The following is a 19,434-nucleotide window of genomic DNA, read 5'->3' as shown; positions in this document are numbered from 1 at the left end:
ATGTCATAAACTACGGCGTATGCCTATGCACGTCATAGCCGACAGCGATTTCGAGAGGCTGCTGACGGCAATATTGGACCGTGCCTATGGGGTTGCCCTGCGGATGGCGCGAGGCACAGCGGAAGCGGAGCTCCTCCTCAGCGAGACCATCGCCGAGGCTGTCCGCCGCTACCCGAAAGATGCGCCGGGACCAGCGTTCGGCCTTTGGTTCTACCGCCTTCTAGTCGAGGCCTTCACGAAGTCACGCGCTCGAAGGCTGCGCGAGGCCAAACAGCCGGAAGCCGAGGAAGCGACCGAGCTATTCCTCTATCACGAAACGCAGCGCCTGGGCATGCACTCGCAGTCCAGGGATCCGGCAGCGGTCCTTCTGTCCAAGCTCCGGCCCGAGCAGATTGCGGCGGCGGTCGAGGCTCTGCCGGATGACTACCGTGTGCTTTGCGCACTGTTCCTCTACGAAGACCTGCGGTACGTGGAGCTGGCGGCCATCCTCGGCGTCACGCCGAGCGTCGCGCGCAGTCGGCTGCACCGCGGGCGCAACATGCTGCAGCGGACTCTGTGGCGCGTGGCGGTCGAGTCCGGTGCGATTCAGGAACCCGCGACGAGGAATCTCGCATGAGCGACACCACCTTCTTCACTTGCGAAGAGACGTTCCGCCGCATGAAGGACTACGTGGACCGCGAGCTGCCCGCCGCGGAAGTCGCGCTCGTAGAGATGCATCTCAAGGCTTGTGGCGCCTGCGCGAGCGAGTATCGGTTCGAGCAGACCCTGCTGCGGGAGATGCGGGCCAAGCTTCGATCCGTGCCGACCCCTCCGGACGCCATCACACGCCTGCTTCGTGGTGCCTCCAACCCCAAAGAGCCGCGCGAGTAGGCGCAGCGCCTACCAGTTCGCGCCGACGAGTAGGCCCAGCGACTTCATGTCTACGAGGTACACGCCGAACGTGGAGATTCCTTGCCTGTGGGTGATGAACAGGTGCCGCCCGTGCCCGTCGAGCTGCGCACCGAAGCTCCAGGGACCGGTCGGACTGAACCGCAGGCCCAGCAGCCCGTGCGTGTGGCTTTCGTTTGCGCGGAAGCCGATGCCGGCGAAGGAGGCCAGCCCGCCGGATCGGGTACGTATCTCGCGCTCGGTCGTCGCGAAGTAGCCAGGATTGCCTGTGCCGATGCCCTGCACCCCGAACCCCACGCGCAGGTTGGGCAGGCCCCGGTGAGAGGGCATTACCTCGTAGGTACCGAGAACGCGCAGCGCCTCTTGCTTGTGGAGATAGGCGAGGCCGAGACTGAAGCGCGGCTTCGGAGTGTGCCACAGGAAGGTCTCAGCTTCAGTCTCGCTGCCGGGGACCCACAGGGTGTTGGTCATCCATGTGCTTCGCCGCTCCGACGAGGCCGAACCGGCCCCAAATCCTCCCGCGGCTCAGAGCGGGCACTTGGCATCCACCTGGGCGCCGACGGCGGCGGTGAAAAGCAAGAGAATTGATAGCGCAGGCGTCAGACGAAGCAGCATGTCCTCTCCCGATCGTGAATCTGGGCCTGGCAACACAGCTGCAGCCCTGCCCCCATTCTACGGACTCGATGCGGCATGCGTTTGCAGTGGCTGATCCACTCCTGATGGAGACTTATAAGAAGGCAGGGGGATGCGCCAAGCGCCGCGACCGTGGCGGGTGGGGCGAGCGGGCTCGTTCGATGTAAGCTAGTCTATAAAAAAAAGCACATTCGTAACTATTGACATAATCAGGCCCGTCGGATAGCATATAAGCGCTGTTGGGCTACTGCGTGGAAGCCAAGATGCGAACGCATGTGATGAGGCAGTACACGATAGCTGCCGCTGCCTACGTCGTAGTGGGTGTTGCGGGTGCCGGCGTGGCGCTGCTGGGTACTGGGGCGCCTCCCCAATACTCGCAACCGGTCTTCTACTACGCTCCCGATTGCCCTGGCTGCGGTGACGTGCTGCCGTCGGTGAGGCAGCTGGCAGGGCTCCGCTATGTTGACATCTCGCAGGGGGAGGGGTACAGGCAAGCGGTTGCGGCCCAGGGCGGCCCCGAGGTGAACGTCCCCTACTTAGAAGCTGTCGTGGCCGGCTCTCGGCGCAGCGCAAGCGGTTCCGGAGACGTCTCGGCACTCGCCCATGCTCTCTCCGCGCCCGACCGTGAACGGGAGGTTCTCTTCAAGGTCGGGGTCGCGCTACTCGGGATAGTCTTGGTAGCTTGCGCGGCGCCGTGGCTATGGCTTGGAGAACTCGCGCCGCCTGCCGGCGTTCTTCTCTCGCTGCTGGCCGCGATGAGGCCCTGCACGGCATGTGTGCGTCGGGGGATCGCGTGCTGAGTGCGGCAGCCTCAGTCTTGGGCGTGGCGGTCTTCCTTTGCATCATGGTGGCTGCCAGAGCGCAGGCGCCGCCGAGACACGTGGCGGCTTGGCTGTGCGCGGCCGGAGCCATTCTGCAGGCGTCCCTGCTGAGCATCGCTCCGAAGTTCTGCCTTCCGTGCCTAGGTGTCGGCCTTTGCTTCCTGCTTAGCGCCAAGATGTTGCCCCGCCTACCCGTCGCCGAGTCGCGGCCCCAGAGGTCACATGCGTGGCCGGTATTCGCTGGGGCCGCCCTGGCATGCAGCGTGGCCCTGCAGGCCGCCTCGTTGCCGTACTGGCCTGTCCCCACCGGAGGTCGCCCCATCGCTGAGTATCGGGGCAAAGAGGCAACGGAGCTTGTCGGCGGGCTCCCCGAAGGAGCCCCCGGCTCGTTCTGCTGGTCATGTCGGGGTGCGAGGCATGCGAACGTGCGATGCAGAGGTTGACTAGGGGAGGAGTACCCTTCATAGCAGTACGAAGGTGCAGCGAAGCTGCCCGTCCACCCTGCTTCGCCGATGCAGCGCTAGACACGGCATACCCCACCTTTCTCGTGCTAGACGAGAGTGGGCGGATCGAGACGATTTCGGCGGGATGGCCTTCGGGTGCAGCCGCCGATGAAGCCGTCGAGTACTACAGGAGGTGTACAGAATGAGACTCGACACGTTACTCAAGAAGTCCTGGCGCGGCGCAGTTGCCGTGCTTGGCGTGACGATGATCCTGGGGCTGATACCGATGCACACGTTGGGACAGGGAACGCCCCCGCCGCCGATGCAGTGCACGACCACTTCCCATGGGATGTTCGGCTGCAAGGACTACTCTGGTTCATGCTCAACCTCAGAGACTAACTGGGACATTATCGTCTCTTGCGATCGCAAGTGCTGTTATGTCGAAGGACAACTCTACTCCGAGACGTGGACTCTTTCGTCCAACTGCTGGTGCGTTCAGCTGCAGGGCTGCTGCGATTATAATCGCAATTGCACACGGACGGCGGACATGATCAAGGACAGATGGCCCTGCCCGCGATACCAGCAGCAGTAGGAGCTTAGCAGCATGAGGCTTGAGAACGGCGGGCACACCGCGAGTGGCTACGCGCAGGGCCTCAGGTCACATCCTCCCAGGCAGGCATTGGCGCGTGAGGAACCAACCCCACTTGTCGTGTTGGCGAACTTCTGAAAGAGGAATCTAAGTGGACGTTAGGTATCGCGGCATTTGGGACGAGGTGAGGGCATGGCCTGCATGGGTCCGTGTTCCGGCTGTCGGCGCCGCTGCCGGCGCTTCCTTTGGGGTGTTTGCATCGGTGGGGTACTATTTGGTTGGGCAGTACCGTGGTAGGCCATGGGAGATCGCCATCATCGCTGCTTTGTGGGGCGCTGCAGTTGTCGCTCCTCTGCACAACAGGTACGGCCGCGCAGCAATAGCATATGCCACCTTGCTAGCAGCAACCTTGTGGCTGTCGTTCTCTGTGTACACGGGCCAGCTTACCGCGGAGCACATGGCCACCGAGCTCTTCTATACTATTCTGTACGTCACGACATTGCCGCTCCTATCCGTCGGCACGTCGACGGTCTATACACTGATGGAGCGGGCAATGCGTGGGCACTAGCGGTACATCCGACGAGGAGCGTTGATTGGGGACGGGCGGACTGGCGGATGAGATTCGATCGTGGCGGCCAATATACCGGTGCCTGGCGCTAGGAGCGGCCGCAGCATTCGCATTCGGCGTGTTCGCTGCTGCCTGCTTCTATATGCTTGGCGAGTATCGTGGTCACACAGGACCGACTTCCATCGTGCTGATCGCCACCTTGTGGACTGCCCTCGTGGTTGCGCCGCTGGAGCGTCGCTGGGGCTGGCGAGGCATCATAGCAGCCGCGGTGCTGTCTATAGGAACCTCGCTCGCACTCATGCCCATCGTGTTCGCGGGCCTCGATCGGGTGGTGGACCGATTCCGCGAGTACCCGGTCTCGGCGCTCATGTGGCTCTTCACACTACCGATTCTGTCCGTAGGATCAGGATCTGTCTTCGCGTGGATGATCGGCTGTGTACGGCGGAACGACCGCTAGGTGCATATGTGGAGGTGTTGTATGCGCAAGGCTAGTGTCGGGCTAACACTGATAGAGCTACTCGTTGTCATCGCGGTAATCGCCGCGCTCGCTGCGATTCTTTACCCGGTGATCTATGGTGCGCGGAAACGTGGGCAGAACGCTCAGATCGTGAGTAACATGCGGCAGCTCGCACAAGCGGTCAATGTCTACATGGAGGACAACCACCTGCGTCTTCCGCCCTTCGACCCTAGGCCGCTTTTGAAGAACCCGGCGGTCAGAGCCATCGCCTACTACCCACACAAGATGGCAACGCGTACTGAGATGGACAACGCGCCTCGAGAGGAAGTTCCATTTCTCGGAGACTACGTGTACTGCCGGCAGGTGGTCGGAGTCTCTGCAAACTACTTCGTGGCGGACTCTCCGGGAGTCTTGTGGCGTGACCCCGATTCGGTCTGGAGGAACTACTGGAAGGACATTCCGGCTGCACCTGTCATCCTGGTATCCCTGCACGACGCGGGCTTCCAGATGCTGCCCCGCCAGCGGCCGCTCGGGGACGCCGTTCCGGACACTGAACACGACAAGCCGGTCAGACCACCGCCGGTGAACTTCCCGCCGAAGGTGCTACGCTGTCGGCTGGACACTTCGGTGCGGACGTATCGCATCGTGGAGCACATGCAAACCAACATGGGATTCTCGTATATCCCGTTGTGTATGAACAAGTATGCCTGCTGCAAGAACTGCCAAGAGGCCGGCCAGGACTGCTCCGAATAGCGGTAGGTGGAATCACGGCGTCGGTGCCGTTACCTGCCCGGCGCTACCGGGCGACTTGTAGGAAGGCAGGGGGATGCGCCAGGCCCCGCGGCCGTGCGTGGCAGCCGTCAGGTAGCCTGTGCGCCGGTTGAGCGATAGACTCTCGACCGGTGTATGCGGGATACCCTTCCCGAAACGCTTCCACTGCCCGCCGCCAGTGTTCGACACGAACACGCTGCAATCGAGCGCCACGTAGACGTCGTCCGGGCGAGTGGGGTCAATGGCGATGTGGCGGACCGGAGCATCCGGCAGGTTGTCGTCTATGCTACGCCAGGAACCCCCGGCGTTCTCGGTGAGGAACACGTGCTTGTTACCGAATCCGGCCAGGCCGACGATAACCCTGCGCGGCGATCGGGGGTCCACGGCCACCCACGTGATCCACTGGGATGGCAGACCCGAGGAGATGTCATACCACTGTTCTCCCGTGTTCGGCGTGACCCACATCCGACCCCACCTATTGCCGCAGTAGATTACCTCGGACTTCCCGTAGGCGATGCCGATGGCAGAGATGGGACCGATGTCACCACTGATTACGGACCACGTATCGCCCCCATCGGTGGTACGTGAGGCGCGGAGCGCGCCCGCCACTAGGATCCTAGGATCGTTCGGGTCCATGGCATAGGGTGCATAGAACAGCGCGCCAGTGCGGTCAATCCTATCCGCAATGGACCGCCAGCTCTCGCCTCCGTCATCGGACTGATACATGGCAAGTCCGACATAGGTGGAATAGGCGCGACTGGGGTTCTTGTAGTCGAATAGACTGATACCGCCGTCGCCCTGCACCGAGATACGCCAAACGGGGTTGCCGCGATACTTCAGCGTGCCGTTGTCTTGAGTGCCACCGATAGCATCGTAGGGGTCCCACGGGTGTGTGCCGATGGTCTCGAACTGGATGTTCGCGAGGCCGGTGTTGATTGCGCGCCACGTATCACCGCGGTCGTAGGTAACGAACATACCACCGTCGGTGCCGCCATAGAGCACCTTGGGGTCGTGCGGGTCGAAGGAGTACCCGTGCCAGTCGGGATGTACGCCCCACTGGAAGGATCGCGCGGCGTCGATCCAGGTCTCGCCGCCGTCCAGGCTTCGGAAGCAGCTCGATCCCGCCGCATACACCACTTTCGGGTCGTCCGGACCGCATGCCAGGAAGTTGTAGTACCAGCTACCGTAGTTAGGTGCGTTCGGGAGGTGCATCCAGGTGCGACCTCCATCGTCCGTGCGATACATGACGATGCCTGCATCGGTGACATAGGAGACGTACACTGTGTTGGGCACATCTCTGCACTGTGCGAGCTGGGTACGGCCGAACGTGCCGGGTGCGCGCAGCCCGCCGCCCAGCAGCTCCCACGTGTTGCCCGAATCGGTCGTCTTGAAGACGCCCTCCTTGGGTGGAGTGCCACCGCAGGCGTAGTAGGTATCCGGTTGCTTGGGGCTGTTGACGACGTCGCGGAAGTAGCCTTCGAGCAATCGCGTCCAAGAGTTACCACCGTCCAGCGAGCGGAACAAACCGCGCGAGGTCGCGGCGAGAAGCAGCCCAGGAATTTTCGGACTGGCAATCAGCTTGGCCCAGTATGCGCCCGCAAAGTGCTCTTCGGCGAGCAGCTCCCACGTGCGGCCCGCATCCATCGAGCGAAGGAACCCCGCACCGAAGTAGCTGTCGCCGGAGCCGTGCGCCTCGCCCGTGCCCGCGTAGATGATGTCCGGGTTGAAAGGGTCCAGAACAAGCGAGCCGAAGGAGAGGGACGCCTCGAAGTCCGAGAGCGGCTCCCAGCTCGCACCCCGGTCGGTGCTCTTGAACACTCCTCCGTGCGAAGCGCCGACATAGATGCGGTTGGTGTTGCGCGGGTCCACCGCGATGCTGCTGACGCGGCCGGCGCACTCGTATCCTCCCCATCCATCGCGCAGCTTGGTGGGGCCGATGAACTCCCACGCGGGCACGTTGCCCTTCGCGTCGGTCCAGTAAGGCAACTCGAGGGCGGCGAGCCAGGCGGACCGGCGCGCCTGCCACGCGGGCGCTTGGGGCGAGATGCGAAGCTGGTCGAAGTATTCCTCGCGCTGCTTGAGGAGCTTGTCCGACTGGGTGACGAGCTGGACCCCCGGACGCTCCTGGATGTCCTTCGTCAGGCCAGCTTGGACGAGAACGGCGGTGAGCACGAGCAGCGACGCGACGATCCCCATGCGCTCCCGGTACGCCATCACACTCCGTTTTCCTGCCTCGCAGCACCTTTGCCGGTGGGCATGGCCGGCTGCTCCTGCTGATGACGCGGCAGACGGAGTAGCAGCCACCATCCGCCCACCCTGTCATCCCGGGGGTGCGAGCGGCAGGGTGTGCAGCCCAAAAGGTCAGGCGAGCGCTTCCTTGGAACGGCAACGACGAGTATCCCTCACCAATGCGAGTGGTCAGGGATATGAATCGAGGAGGAAGGGAGGCGGCATACGGAGAGACTGCTACTCGCACATGCCCCACCACTCACGGAGAGTGGGACATAGGTATAGGCGGGACATCCGTTGGCAGCGATTCTCTATCTCGCACCACTCGCAGTGGCGAGGGTTACATTCACAGGCCATTCGGCCTCGTCGGACAGCATGTCGCCGTCGCACCAAGCCGAGACGACCGTCTGGACCGTGTAATGAGAGGGGGGTGCGTGGCCGAAGCCACGCACCCCCAGCTACGATCGGATTGCGGCGCAGCTACAGGTCGCCCGCCACGCCGAAGTTGGTGAGAATGATGTTCAGGTCGGACAGATCCACTGAGCCATCCGCATTCAGGTCTGCGGGCCCCATCGTTCCTCCGAAGTTGGTGAGAACTAGCGTGAGGTCCGAGATATCCACTGAGTTGTCGTCGTTCACGTCACCATTTCTCAGTGTGAAGTTGACGCCCGAAGTCGCGGGGCCTGCTACCACCTGCGAAGGACGCACCTGCCGCAGCCACGTGCCGTGCTTCAAGGCGATGTCATAGGTGCCCGTCAGCACGTCCGGCACGGTATAGCCGCCCGAGCCATCCAGCACGGCGTTGAAGCTAGCAACCACGTTCAACGTGCTGGGCTGTCGGAACTCCAAGGTGATGACCCGACCCGCGGGCGAGGGCACCAGGTTCTGCAGTGTCACGGCACCTGTCATTGTAGCTTCCGGCTTGAAGCCCTGGATCCAGGTGCGCCATCCGCCCGATGCCCACTCATGGTGTGCCCAGAAAGTGCGGTGGTCTGCGGGGTCCACGTTGATTGCGCTATAGTCACCCCACCTATCCGTCGTGTACGGGCCAGTGGAGTCCTTTCGGATCACATGCGGGCCCATAGTGCCGAGTGCGTCGGAGGCCCAGCGGTGGGTGGTGACCATCGAGATGTACTCGTTGCTGGAAGAGCGCGCAAACGTCATCGCCGCGTTGCCCTCCGGGTCCACCGTAATCGAGTTGAAGAAGGTGTGGATCGCACTGTCAATCTTAGCCGTACCAGACTGCACGAGTACGGGGTTGAGACCGGAGTCCGGCCACCCACGCATATCGATTTCGTACCAGCGCGACTCCACTGGATTCGAGTTCACGTGGTGCGCAGCCCACAGATGGCCGTTCCGATATGCCACGCTCCAGAACCTGGCATCGAAGGTCTGTGGCCGCACAGTCGTTCCCTTCTGAACGGGCGTGCCGGGCGAGCTATAGGCGGGAACGGTGAGGTTGACGCTGACGAAGGTCGGGCTGGTGAGCGGGTTCTTCAAGGCTAACAACCGAACCTGCGTGCGGCTGCTCCCCTCCTGGTGCTCGATCAGATACAGGTAGGGCGGATTGTCGAAGCTGACCGGTGGCATGCCGGCAGACTGCGTGGTAGTGCTGAGCGTGGTGGACTTGCTGATAGCAGGGGGCAAACCAGCCAGCAAGCTCGCCTTATCGAATGTATATACTGGGTAGTTCGCGCCGATACCGAACCCGTCACCTGTCACGTACACCACGTTCTGGTCTACCGCGATGTTGGGCGAGTCGAATAGGTTGCCCGCCAGCGCCGAGGTGTCGAAGCGATACTTGTACCAGGTACCGTTCGGATCCGAATCGTCGGACACTGCTACCAGTACATAGGACTTGTTGTTCGGAGCATAGCCTTCTGCGGCCATCGCGAAGAAGCGCCCGGACAGTTCGTCGTACAACACCTCGGGGTCGAAAACGAATCCGGTAGCGCCCAGGCTTCCCCAGAAGCCAGTGGAACCCTCGATGGGAGTCTGATACTGTTTGGTGCCAGTCTTCGTGAACCATGCGATCGCGCCGTTAGTCATGACTACGATGTGGTTCGGCCCCACTGCGAGGTGCGGATCGGGAGGAGTCCAACCCGTGGAGGTGATACCTAGGAATCCGATGTCGGCACCCGCGATTGTCACCTCGCGTTCACCCTCCTGCTCGACATCCAGCGGATCGAAGGTGGGTGGAATGTGCGGGCTCGCCGCGTCGGCGACGACCTTCGGTGCGGCTGGCTGCATGACGGGTGTTACGCCCATCTCGGCGACGTTCACACTTAGCGACCGGCGACTCAGCATGGACACGTACGTACCGTTCTTGTCCTGTGGCCCGTTGCCGCTCCACGCGCACACCAGTCGCCCATCGGGCAGGAATGCGACCCGCCGCGAGCCGGTTGCCGCCCGGAGCGACTGGTCGCCGTCGGTCCTATCGTTCAGCCGAACCTCACCGCCCAGCCGGGTGCCGTCCGATGCGAACATCTGCACGAACACACCGTTGCGGTCACCGTCCTCGGAGTTCCATGCGATGGCAAAGTGGCCGTCCGGTGCAACGGCTATGTCCGCGCCGTTCTGCACACCGGCAGTGGTGGAGTTGACCACGAAGGGCGCCGAGATCGGTTCGCCCCGAAGGTCCAGCCTGCGAGCAATGACACCGTAATCGGAACCGTCGCTCTCTGCGTCCTGCCACGCCACTACATACCCACGGCGGGTGGCCGCAATCACCGGTTCGACCTGGCTGTTCTTAGGTTCGCCAGACACCAGGATGTCGGTTCCGATGCGTTCACCGCTGGCTCGGAAGCGTTGCAGATGGATGCCGGCGGGCTCGCGTGCGGCGTCGAACACTGCGAAGACCACAGCGAGGGAGCCATCCGCACTCCATGCAAGAGCGGGCGTGGTCTCGAAGCGGTCTTCCCCAGACATCGGGATCTCCTCGGTCAACGGCCGACCTGCGGAATCGAAAAGGCGCACGTACACCCGTGGGTTCGCTTTGGACGATGTCAGCGAGCGCCACACGACGGCAATCCTGCCCTGCTGGTCAATCGCAATCGCCGGGTCAGACTGGTCACCCTTCCAGGTCTGGTTGACCAGGATCTCGTCGCCGCCGTCCAGCTTGCGGAGGAGGACGCCGCTGCCGTGTCCGTCCTGGCCCCACGACTGCCAAACAGCCCAAGTTTCGCCGCTCGGGGCCGAGGCAAGCGCGGGGAAGCCGAGATGGCTTTCGGTCCAGATGCCGACGGGCTGTTCGCCTCCAAGCGCGATGCCATCGGGCGAGAACTTCTGATAGTAGACACCGCTGCGCCCGGCCAACTGCCGGCGACTGCCCCACGCGACCGTAATCTGGCCGTCCGGGGCGACGGCAATAGTCGCTTGGTCCTGCGCACTGGGGGTGAAGGTGTTGGCCCGCCACTCATAACGGTTGTAGTGGTCCGCAGCAGAGCCGGCAGCCAATGCCGACCCGGCGACGAGGACCAAGGAAGAAAAGACGATCGTTCGGATGCCTGTGCCCATAATCCCATTCCCTTCGCGAAAAGGATGCCGACTGCACCACCGTCAGGCCGTGCCTCGGTACAACAGGTTAAAACCCCGATATTGCCCGCAGCGTTCCGCCCACGACGGCGCGTGTGCACCGGTTCGGTAAGATCGCGGGCATTCCGAGATCTTTGCATGGGAGGACTGTGCGTGCCCGAGACCCTCAAGCGCCTCACAGAAGGCGCACGGTTCCAGACGTTCATCCTCGGTGTCATCATACTTACGGCGGTAGTCGTCGGCCTCGAGACGTCACCTGGCCTGATGCAGGCCTATGAGGCCCTGTTCCTCGCTTTCAACTCGGTGGTCCAAGCGATCTTCGTAGTGGAGATCGTACTGCGGATCCTGGCCCACTGGCCGCGCGTGCACCGCTTCTTCCGGGACGGCTGGAACGTCTTCGACTTCCTGGTAATTGCGGGGTCTCTGCTTCCCAGCGTAGGTGTGTTTGCCACGGTAGCCCGTGTAGCCAGGCTGTTGCGAGTGGCTCGTCTGGTGTCTGTCGCCCCCGACCTCCGCTTGATCGTGGATACTATGCTTCGTTCGATCCCCGCCATCACCAATGTCGTGTTGCTGCTGGCACTCCTGCTATACGTGTATGCGATCCTCGGCTATCACACCTTCGCGGACGCGGATCCTGTGCGCTGGGGAAGTCTCGGGGCATCGCTGATGACGCTGTTCAAGGTGTTGACTCTAGAAGGGTGGGTGGAACTCCATGACACCGCGGAGACCACCCACGCTTGGTCTTGGCTCTACTTCGGCAGCTTCATCTTCGTCGCGGTGTTCGTTATGATCAACCTATTCGTCGCGGTAATTCTGGAGAACATGCAAAACGCCCGACTCGAGAGACGAGTAGAGGAAGCCGAGGCTGTGGGCGATGACGACGTGATGGCGCTCATTGCCGATATGCGTGGCACGCTGGACCGCATTGAATCCACCCTCGCGCGCCAGGCTGGCACCCAGAGCAACCCGTAAGTGCAAACCGTTGAGTCGGGGAGGGCGCCCGTGCAACTGCCCCCTCGCCGGAGCATGTGGCGCGGGGGCAGAGATTCGGGGCAGGGCGGGTCTGTTACCTAACAGGCGGGCAGCACCAGTATGTGCCGTCGTCGTTCCGCGAGCTGATCCACACCAGGTTTCGTATCACCGTCTTCGTGTGACCGTCGAGATACGCTAGGTTGCTCTTGCCACTGTGGCGGCCACCCGTCTTGTCCACGTTCACGAAGCGGGCATCGTTGATGCCCCAGTAGTTGTCGGCAGCGTCTCCCCAAGTGATCTCGTTGATCCCTTTCTCTTCTACGAAGCTGGGCGTGCGAGCGGGCTCCTGGAAGTAGCTCATCTTCACCTTGCCCATTTTCGTGTCGCTCCAGCTATACGGAGTGCTTCCTGTTAGGTAGCCGTTGATGGTGTAGCTGTAGGTGCCCTTGACCTTGACGCCCCCTGCTCCCCACCGTTCCATGTTGTCCATCGGGCAGCGGAACACGTCCGGCGATTTGATGTAGCGGTTCGCGGCACCCGACTTCACGTCGTTCGCGAAGCCGTCCGCCCAGTTGAAAAAGTGATAGGTGATCATGTGATCGTCGTAGTCGGAAACGTAGAGCAACATACCCTTGTTGAGCTGGTTGATGTTGCTGAGGCACTCCGTCTGCTTCGCCTTGGATCGCGCGGCGGCGAACACCGGGAACAGTATCGCGGCAAGAATGGCAATGATTGCGATAACGACCAACAACTCGATGAGCGTGAAACCCGTCGGTTCGATGCGCCGGTTCATAGGCTCAACTCCTGTTCTATCGGGGGCCGGCGCCCTCACATCTAGACTAGATGCATTATTGTACATTAGTTTCAGCGAATGGCCCACAAAACATCGTGAAACCGCCTGCTGGAGACCGAGTTGTCTGGTCAGGCATGGTTTCGCCCTCCCGGCGACGGAATCGGAACCGGCGGGACGCCAGAACCACCGCGTCCCACCCCGGCGTCCCGCCGGAATTACCACATGCCCAGTTCGATGCGGCCGTCCTCGGTGATCAGGTCCTGAGACCACGGGGGTTCGAAGGTCACGGCGATGTTCACCGTCTCCACCCCAGGCAATTCGGCGAGCACGCTGCGTATCTCGCGCTCGATCTCGGGTCCGATCGGGCATGCGGGCGTAGTCAGCGTCATCAGCACATCCACCACGCCGCCCTCGCTGACAGACACGTCGTAAACCAGGCCCAGGTCCACGATATTCACCCCGAGCTCGGGGTCGCGGACCTCTTTCAGCGCCTCGCGCACCGTCTCTGCGTTGATCAGCATCAGTAGCACACCCCCATCGCTACTCCTCTTCCGTCGAAACCTTGCCGCCCGGGCTCGAGAGCGCCTGCCGCAGCGTCGCCCAGGGCAAGAGGGCGCATTTCACCCGCACCGGATAGTTCTTTACCCCCGACAGCGCGGCGAGGTCCTCGTCCTCGTCCAACGGCTCGTGGGGCTTGTCGGTCAGCATCGCCGACACCTGCTCAACCAGCGCCTGCACTTCGTCCAGGCTCTTGCCTTTGACGACCTCGGCCAGCATGGAGGCGGAGGCCTGGCTGATGGAACAGCCTTTGCTGTCGGCGCCGACTTCGACGACAACGCCGTCGCGAACTCGCAAAGTCAGCCTCAGCTCGTCGCCGCAGAGAGGATTCACACCCTCAGCCTGCGCCTCCGGCTCGCTCAGCGGCGGCCCATAGCGAGGCGAGCGAAAGTGGTCCATGATGACTTCGCGATATAGCTCTTCCTCAACGCGCAACGGCGAATACCTGTCTCACACGCCCCAACGCTTCTACCAACGTGTCGAGGTCCTCTCTCGTGTTGTAAAGATAAATGCCGGCGCGTGCCGAGCCAGGGATACCTAGCTTGCGGTGCAGTGGCTCGCAACAGTGATGCCCAGCCCGGATGGCTACCCCATACTCGTCCACGATCTGGCTGATATCGTGGGGATGCACGCCTTCCAGCGAGAAGGAGAATACCCCCAAGCGATCCGCCGCGTCGTGCGGGCCGTGCAGCGTGATCCCCGGTACCTCGACTACCGCGCGAAGTCCGTATTCGGTCAGCTCGCGCTCGTAGCTCTCCAGATTCTCCATTCCTAGCGTCGTCAGATAGCGCATAGCTTCGCCGAACGCGATCGCTTCCCCGATGTTCGGAGTTCCCGCTTCGAACTTGTGAGGCGGCGGGCTCCATTCAGAAGAATCCCATCGTACCCGGCTGATCATGGAGCCGCCGAAGTGCAGAGGCTCGGTCTCCTCCAGCCGTTCCGCTTTTCCCCAAAGCGCTCCCGAGCCAGTCGGCCCGCAGGCCTTGTGGCCTGAGAGCGCGTAGAAATCGCATCCGATCGTTTGCACATCCACGGGGAGATGAGGAGCCGCCTGCGCGCCGTCCACCACGCTGACAGCCCCAGCCTCGCGAGCCAACCGGCATATCTCCGCCACAGGGTTGACCGTTCCGAGCACGTTGGAAGCGTGGGTGAGAGCAACGATCTTGGCGTTCTCGCGTAGTGCAGCACCAAAGTCTTCGAGGTCCAAACGAAAGTCGTCCGTTAGGCGAACGAAGCGAAGTCGTGCTCCCGTCCGTTGCGCGGCCACCTGCCATGGAACGAGGTTGGAGTGGTGCTCCATCTCGGTCAGGATGATGGTGTCACCCTCCTTCAGCCTCGGCCGTGCCCAACCTTGCGCCACCAGGTTGATGCCTGCGGTGGTGTTCGCAGTGAAGACGACCTCCTCGGGTGACGCGGCGTTCAGAAAAGAGGCGACCGCGGCGCGCGCTGCCTCGTATTGCGCCGTGGCCTCTTCGCTGAGCCTGTGCAGACCTCGGTGGACGTTGGCGTTGGAGCTTTCGTAAAAGCGCGTCAGGGCCTCGATCACCGCTCGCGGCTTTTGGGAAGTGGCTGGATTGTCTAGGTAGACGAGCGGCCGGCCCGAGACCTCGCGTGCGAGAATGGGGAAGTCTCGGCGAATGGCCGCAACGTCCAGCGAGCTCACCCCTCTACGCCCTCCAAAAAGGCTTCCCCGTTATCCACTACGACTCGGTACGTTCGGATCCCACGAATGGCGGGGAGACAGAGTGCACGGCCGTCGCGGATGTCGAAGCGCGCCCCGTGCCGAGGGCACTCCACCTCGTAGCCGTCCAGCACGCCTTGGCCGAGAGGTCCGTTGTCGTGAGTGCAGATGTCGTCGAATGCGTACAGGTTGCCCTGCACCCTTCCGATCGCGATCCTGCGCCCCGAGACTTCGACGACGCGAACTGCGCCCTCTTGGAAGGCGCTCTCCGACCCGAGTTGGATTCTGCTCACGGCCTAGATATACCCTTCGGCGATGGCCTCTTCGGCGCGGGCGCGCACGTACCCGTCCAGTAGGCCCAATTCGGCCCTGTCCAACACCTGGTCCAGGAAACCGGCAACGATGAGCCTGCGCGCCTCCGCCGGAGGAATGCCCCTGGTCGTCATGTAGAAGATCTGGTTCGGGTCGAGAGGTGCAACCGTAGCACCGTGGCTGCAGCGAACGTCGTTCGCCAGGATCTCGAGATTCGGGATCGTGTCGGCGTGCGCGTCCTTGGACAGCAGGATGTTCTGGTTCGTCTGATAGGCGTTCGCGCGCTGTGCACCCTTATCAATTCGGATCATGCCCGAATACACCGATCGAGCCTTGCCGGAGACCGCCGCTTTGAACAGCAGGTCGCTCTCGGTGTTAGCCACTCGATGGTGCTGCACGGTGTGATATTCGATGTGCTGGTCGGCTTTCGCAAAGGTTAGACCCAGCATGTCGCTCCGAGCACCTTCACCTACCAGCACGGCCTCGTTGGTAGCCTTGGTCAGTCGACTCCCGAGGCTGATCGTGAGTGTGACCAAATGCGCGTCTCGTTCCACTTCGGAGCGGATGTGCTGAAAGCTGTAGACGTTGTCGCCCCATCGGTTCAGGTTCACGTACCGCACCTCGGCGCCACTACCCACGAATAGGTCCGCCAACGAGCTGGCCACTACGGTGTGTGGAAAGGCCCCCGACACGTGCTCGTCCAGCAGGATGACACTAGCATCCTCTTCGACTACGACTAACAGCCTAGGGCACGCCAAACGGCCGTGGCCGAAGGTGGCTTGCACGTGCAACGGAACCCCGACACTCACACCGCGCGGCACGTACAGGAAGATTCCCTCATCCCACAGAGCACGCGTGAGGGATACGAACTTCTGGTCGGTGGGGTCGTAGGGTGCAGCGTCGAGATAAGGTCGCACGAGGTCGGGGTGGTCAGCCATTGCGTCCTGAAGGCTCTTCAGCAGGACGCCACGGCGCACCGCATCTTCGGGCAGCCCGGCCCGCCCGGGACCCTCCGCGACGGACGACGCACTTCCCCCCGGCTGCGCGTCGCCGTGCGGGCGGAGAGACGCCTCATGAGGCGCACTCCACGTGGCCAGCACCTCTTCGAAGGGGACGCCCGCCAGGTCGGCGCGACGCCACCCCTCATCAGTGCGCGATGGCCACGGAGTTTTGCAAAAGTGGTCCCAGGCGGTCCGCCGAGCGCCCAGTGCCCATTCCGGATCCCCGCACGCCGGAACGAGCTGAGTGAAATCGTGGCAGCCGGTAGCCTCGGCGATAGGGGGGACGATGTTAGCCAACGGAACCCTCCATCTCTAGCTGGATGAGGCGGTTCAGCTCGACCGCATACTCCAGTGGCAGCTCTTTGGCGAACGGCTCGAAGAAGCCGTTCACAATCATAGTAGTCGCTTCGGTCTCGGAGAGGCCGCGGCTCATCAGATAGAAAAGCTGCTCCTCGCCCACTTTGCTCACTGTCGCCTCGTGCTCGATACTAACACCCGGCTCCCGAATGTCCATGGTGGGGTAGGTGTCAGAGCGTGATTCTTCATCCATCAGCAGCGCGTCGCAGCGCACATTGCTCTTTGCACCCGTGCAACCTTCATGCACTTGGATGATGCCACGATAGCTGGTACGCCCTCCGTCCTTGCTTATGGACTTCGAGATGATGGTGGATGTGGTATCGGGAGCCCCGTGGATCATCTTCGCACCCGCATCTTGGTGCTGGTCCCGACCGGCAAATGCCACCGACAACGTCTCGCCTCGCGCGCCGCGACCCATCAGATAGATCGCAGGATACTTCATGGTCAGCTTCGACCCGATGTTCCCATCCACCCACTCGACAGTAGCATCCTCATAGGCAACGGCTCGCTTGGTGACGAGGTTGTACACGTTCTTGGACCAGTTCTGTATGGTGGTATAGCGAAGGTGAGCCCCGGGCATGGCAATCAACTCGACTACCGCGGAGTGTAAGGAGTCCGAGCTATATACCGGAGCCGTGCAGCCCTCGATGTAATGCACTCGGCTTCCTTTGTCGGCGATAATCAACGTGCGCTCGAACTGCCCCATATTCTCCGAGTTGATCCGGAAGTATGCTTGCAGCGGAATGTCCACGTGAACCCCCTCGGGCACGTAGATGAAGCTACCACCGGACCACACTGCCGAGTTGAGAGCAGCGAACTTGTTATCGGAGATCGGGATCACCGTCGAGAAATACTTCTTCACGATATCGGGATGCTCTCGAAGACCGGAGTCCATGTCCAGGAATATGACACCCTTCTCCTCTAAGCCCTCACGCATTCGGTGGTACACCACCTCGGAGTCGTACTGTGCGCTGACCCCTGCGAGGAACTTCCGCTCGGCCTCCGGAATGCCGATGCGGTCGAAGGTGCGCTTGATATCCTCCGGTACGTCCTCCCACTGCCTCTCGGCCCTATCCGTGGGCTTGACGTAGTAGTAGATGTTGTCGAAGTCAATCGCGTCCAGCAGTTCGGTGTTGCCCCAAGTCGGCATGGGCTTGGCCAGGAAGACCTCTAGCGCCTTCAGACGGAACTCGCGCATCCACTGCGGCTCGCCTTTCATCTCCGAGATGGTCTCGACGATTTCTCGTGTGAGCCCACGGCCGGACCGGAACACCGACCGGTCGGCATCGTGGAAGCCGTATTCGTACTTGTCGCCTATGTCGTGGATGGTTGCGGGCTTAGACACTTGCACTCACCTCTGCTTCCTTCCGTTCGCCGTTCAGCAGCCAGTCGTAACCACGCTCCTCCAGCTCGTGCGCTAGGTCCTTCCCACCGCTCTTGATGATCCGCCCGTTCGCCATCACGTGGACGAAGTCAGGCGTGATATGAGTGAGAATTCGGGAGTAGTGGGTGATCAGCAGCACACCCAAGTCGGGACCACGCATCCGATTGACGTTCTCCGATACCACCCTTAGGGCGTCAATGTCCAGACCGGAGTCCGTCTCGTCCATGATGGCCAACTCCGGTTGGATCATCGCCATCTGTAACATCTCGAATCGCTTCTTCTCCCCGCCGGAGAAGCCGTCATTCACGTAGCGAGTTGCAAAGGACTCGTCCATGCTCAGATCGCTCAGCTTCTCCTTGAGCATCTTGCGGAAGTCGCGCGCGGGCATGTCCTGACCTCGCAACGACTTGAGAGCCGTACGCAGGAAGTTGACTGCCGTTACGCCGGGGATCGCCGTCGGGTACTGGAATGCCAGGAAAACGCCGGCCTTCGCTCGCTCGTCGGTCTCCATCGCCAGCAGGTCCTGACCCTTGTACAGCACCTCGCCCGACAACACCTCATAACCGGGGTGGCCCATTAACACGTTCGAAAGGGTGCTCTTGCCGGAGCCGTTGGGGCCCATGATTGCGTGGACCTCACCTTTTCGAAGAGTTAGGCTGACGCCGTTCAGGATGGTCTTGCCCTCGACTCCTGCCGAAAGCTCTCGGACCTCGAGCAGCGGGTAATCGTTCTCACTCATCGTTCATGCTCCTCATGGGGGATGCGGTCGCGACCGAGGGCTTGCGAATAACGGTCGTGCCGTCGGAATGGGTGGATGCGTGTAGCGACATCAGACGGGATCGCACCGTGCTCTCGGACCCGACGAGGTCCGCGAGCGACAGCCCGTCCAGAATGGTGCCCAAGTACGAAGCGATCTGTGCCCACACGGGCCTCACGCTGCAGTCGTCCCTGTGGACGCAGCAGTCGAACTTGCCGACATAGTGGTCGCAAAGCTTCTTGGAACCAGGAAACTCGCCGAGGGCTCGCAAAGCGTCGCCTAGCGTGATCTCCGAACTGTCTCGGGTGAGCCTATAGCCGCCCTTGGCCCCTCGGGTCGCCTCGACCAAGCCTGCGCGAGAAAGCACACGAAGCAACTTCTCGACATAGGGACCCGAAAGGCCTTCCGCTTCAGCGATCTGGGATACGGTCACGGGCCCGTCGCCGTTCGGTCGAGCGGCGACTTGCAACAGGCACCTGATTCCATATTCCTCTTGTGCGCTGATCTTCACGGTGTGGTTCCCTGGGCTCCTCGTGCCGGTGTCTGGAGTGCCCTCCAGCCACGGCGCAACAGCATTATTCCATTATTCATACTACTTTGTCAAGATTTCGTTCCCCGGGGTCCCGGGGCGTTCTGCCTGACTCTCAGCGGAGGTCGAAATGGGGTACGGGCCGCGGCATCGCGAA

Annotated in this window: 20 protein-coding genes; 8 read left to right on the top strand and 12 right to left on the bottom strand. The window is 62.0% G+C overall.

Features of this window, described 5'->3' with window-relative positions; all coding sequences use genetic code 11:
• Positions 1–25 precede the first annotated feature (25 nt).
• Together HRF45_03255 and HRF45_03250 are read left to right on the top strand one after the other, a co-directional pair.
• Positions 26–616 carry a sigma-70 family RNA polymerase sigma factor gene (locus HRF45_03255; protein MEP0765545.1) on the top strand — a complete coding sequence of 197 codons (591 nt, stop codon included), beginning with the start codon at positions 26–28 and terminating at the stop codon, positions 614–616.
• Positions 613–870 (top strand): zf-HC2 domain-containing protein, encoded by a 258-nt coding sequence (locus tag HRF45_03250; GenBank protein ID MEP0765544.1) that lies wholly within the window; start codon positions 613–615, stop codon positions 868–870. The genes HRF45_03255 and HRF45_03250 overlap by 4 nt, the downstream gene beginning before the upstream one ends.
• Positions 871–879: 9 nt before the next feature.
• Here HRF45_03250 and HRF45_03245 read toward each other — a convergent pair whose 3' ends face one another.
• A complete protein-coding gene (locus HRF45_03245; GenBank protein MEP0765543.1) occupies positions 880–1,359 on the bottom strand; it encodes a hypothetical protein in 480 nt (159 codons plus the stop codon).
• Between the two features lie 425 nt (positions 1,360–1,784).
• Between HRF45_03245 and HRF45_03240 the strand changes: the two genes are divergently transcribed.
• From HRF45_03240 to HRF45_03220, 5 genes are all read left to right on the top strand, one after another.
• Positions 1,785–2,321, top strand: coding sequence for a hypothetical protein (locus tag HRF45_03240; GenBank protein ID MEP0765542.1), 537 nt, complete (start codon positions 1,785–1,787; stop codon positions 2,319–2,321).
• Positions 2,322–2,987: 666 nt separating this feature from the next.
• A complete protein-coding gene (locus HRF45_03235; GenBank protein ID MEP0765541.1) occupies positions 2,988–3,377 on the top strand; it encodes a hypothetical protein in 390 nt (129 codons plus the stop codon).
• A 148-nt stretch (positions 3,378–3,525) separates the two neighbouring features.
• On the top strand, positions 3,526–3,942 hold the full coding sequence (locus HRF45_03230) for a hypothetical protein (GenBank protein MEP0765540.1): 417 nt from the start codon (positions 3,526–3,528) through the stop codon (positions 3,940–3,942).
• Between the two features lie 25 nt (positions 3,943–3,967).
• The gene (locus tag HRF45_03225) at positions 3,968–4,399 is read left to right on the top strand and encodes a hypothetical protein (GenBank protein MEP0765539.1); all 432 of its coding nucleotides are present in this window, start codon (positions 3,968–3,970) and stop codon (positions 4,397–4,399) included.
• 21 nt (positions 4,400–4,420) lie between these two features.
• Entirely contained in the window at positions 4,421–5,152 is a 732-nt protein-coding gene (locus tag HRF45_03220; GenBank protein ID MEP0765538.1) for a prepilin-type N-terminal cleavage/methylation domain-containing protein, read from the top strand.
• 12 nt (positions 5,153–5,164) lie between these two features.
• On the opposite strand, the gene HRF45_03215 is transcribed toward HRF45_03220, so the two are convergent.
• Together HRF45_03215 and HRF45_03210 are read right to left on the bottom strand one after the other, a co-directional pair.
• Positions 5,165–7,384, bottom strand: coding sequence for a hypothetical protein (locus tag HRF45_03215; protein ID MEP0765537.1), 2,220 nt, complete (start codon positions 7,382–7,384; stop codon positions 5,165–5,167).
• A 495-nt stretch (positions 7,385–7,879) separates the two neighbouring features.
• Positions 7,880–10,915 carry a hypothetical protein gene (locus HRF45_03210; protein ID MEP0765536.1) on the bottom strand — a complete coding sequence of 1,012 codons (3,036 nt, stop codon included), beginning with the start codon at positions 10,913–10,915 and terminating at the stop codon, positions 7,880–7,882.
• A gap of 171 nt (positions 10,916–11,086) precedes the next feature.
• Between HRF45_03210 and HRF45_03205 the strand changes: the two genes are divergently transcribed.
• Positions 11,087–11,905 (top strand): ion transporter, encoded by an 819-nt coding sequence (locus HRF45_03205; protein ID MEP0765535.1) that lies wholly within the window; start codon positions 11,087–11,089, stop codon positions 11,903–11,905.
• A gap of 94 nt (positions 11,906–11,999) precedes the next feature.
• Here the strand turns inward: HRF45_03205 and HRF45_03200 are convergent, their stop codons facing one another.
• From HRF45_03200 to HRF45_03160, 9 genes are all read right to left on the bottom strand, one after another.
• Positions 12,000–12,698 (bottom strand): prepilin-type N-terminal cleavage/methylation domain-containing protein, encoded by a 699-nt coding sequence (locus tag HRF45_03200; protein MEP0765534.1) that lies wholly within the window; start codon positions 12,696–12,698, stop codon positions 12,000–12,002.
• A 215-nt stretch (positions 12,699–12,913) separates the two neighbouring features.
• Positions 12,914–13,219 (bottom strand): DUF59 domain-containing protein, encoded by a 306-nt coding sequence (locus tag HRF45_03195; GenBank protein MEP0765533.1) that lies wholly within the window; start codon positions 13,217–13,219, stop codon positions 12,914–12,916.
• A 19-nt stretch (positions 13,220–13,238) separates the two neighbouring features.
• Positions 13,239–13,691 (bottom strand): SUF system NifU family Fe-S cluster assembly protein, encoded by a 453-nt coding sequence (locus HRF45_03190; GenBank protein MEP0765532.1) that lies wholly within the window; start codon positions 13,689–13,691, stop codon positions 13,239–13,241.
• Entirely contained in the window at positions 13,681–14,910 is a 1,230-nt protein-coding gene (locus HRF45_03185) for a cysteine desulfurase (GenBank protein ID MEP0765531.1), read from the bottom strand. The genes HRF45_03190 and HRF45_03185 overlap by 11 nt, the downstream gene beginning before the upstream one ends.
• A 5-nt stretch (positions 14,911–14,915) precedes the next feature.
• Positions 14,916–15,230 (bottom strand): non-heme iron oxygenase ferredoxin subunit, encoded by a 315-nt coding sequence (locus HRF45_03180; protein ID MEP0765530.1) that lies wholly within the window; start codon positions 15,228–15,230, stop codon positions 14,916–14,918.
• A gap of 3 nt (positions 15,231–15,233) precedes the next feature.
• Positions 15,234–16,547, bottom strand: a complete 1,314-nt coding sequence (sufD, locus tag HRF45_03175; protein MEP0765529.1) for a Fe-S cluster assembly protein SufD — start codon at positions 16,545–16,547, stop codon at positions 15,234–15,236.
• Positions 16,540–17,952: a Fe-S cluster assembly protein SufB gene (gene sufB, locus HRF45_03170; protein ID MEP0765528.1), complete on the bottom strand. Its 1,413-nt coding sequence runs from the start codon at positions 17,950–17,952 to the stop codon at positions 16,540–16,542. Before sufB ends, sufD begins: the two co-directional genes overlap by 8 nt.
• Positions 17,945–18,730 (bottom strand): Fe-S cluster assembly ATPase SufC, encoded by a 786-nt coding sequence (sufC, locus tag HRF45_03165; protein ID MEP0765527.1) that lies wholly within the window; start codon positions 18,728–18,730, stop codon positions 17,945–17,947. Before sufC ends, sufB begins: the two co-directional genes overlap by 8 nt.
• Positions 18,723–19,259, bottom strand: coding sequence for an Rrf2 family transcriptional regulator (locus HRF45_03160; GenBank protein ID MEP0765526.1), 537 nt, complete (start codon positions 19,257–19,259; stop codon positions 18,723–18,725). Before HRF45_03160 ends, sufC begins: the two co-directional genes overlap by 8 nt.
• Between the last annotated feature and the right edge of the window lie 175 nt (positions 19,260–19,434).

The sequence above is a fragment of the Fimbriimonadia bacterium genome, from assembly GCA_039961735.1.
Taxonomy (GTDB): domain Bacteria; phylum Armatimonadota; class Fimbriimonadia; order Fimbriimonadales; family JABRVX01; genus JABRVX01.
The sequence above is the reverse complement of the archived record's forward strand: the minus strand, read 5'-3'. Positions and strand labels throughout refer to the sequence as shown.

Bases quoted from the DNA above. Each gene is read 5' to 3' on its own strand.
- HRF45_03250 (MEP0765544.1), top strand. From the start codon at position 613: ATGAGCGACACCACCTTCTTCACTTGCGAAGAGACGTTCCGCCGCATG.
- HRF45_03240 (MEP0765542.1), top strand. From the start codon at position 1,785: ATGCGAACGCATGTGATGAGGCAGTACACGATAGCTGCCGCTGCCTAC.
- HRF45_03210 (MEP0765536.1), bottom strand. From the start codon at position 10,915: ATGGGCACAGGCATCCGAACGATCGTCTTTTCTTCCTTGGTCCTCGTC.
- sufC (MEP0765527.1), bottom strand. From the start codon at position 18,730: ATGAGTGAGAACGATTACCCGCTGCTCGAGGTCCGAGAGCTTTCGGCA.
- HRF45_03200 (MEP0765534.1), bottom strand. From the start codon at position 12,698: ATGAACCGGCGCATCGAACCGACGGGTTTCACGCTCATCGAGTTGTTG.
- HRF45_03245 (MEP0765543.1), bottom strand. From the start codon at position 1,359: ATGACCAACACCCTGTGGGTCCCCGGCAGCGAGACTGAAGCTGAGACC.
- HRF45_03195 (MEP0765533.1), bottom strand. From the start codon at position 13,219: ATGCTGATCAACGCAGAGACGGTGCGCGAGGCGCTGAAAGAGGTCCGC.
- HRF45_03235 (MEP0765541.1), top strand. From the start codon at position 2,988: ATGAGACTCGACACGTTACTCAAGAAGTCCTGGCGCGGCGCAGTTGCC.
- HRF45_03255 (MEP0765545.1), top strand. From the start codon at position 26: ATGCACGTCATAGCCGACAGCGATTTCGAGAGGCTGCTGACGGCAATA.
- HRF45_03220 (MEP0765538.1), top strand. From the start codon at position 4,421: ATGCGCAAGGCTAGTGTCGGGCTAACACTGATAGAGCTACTCGTTGTC.
- HRF45_03215 (MEP0765537.1), bottom strand. From the start codon at position 7,384: ATGGCGTACCGGGAGCGCATGGGGATCGTCGCGTCGCTGCTCGTGCTC.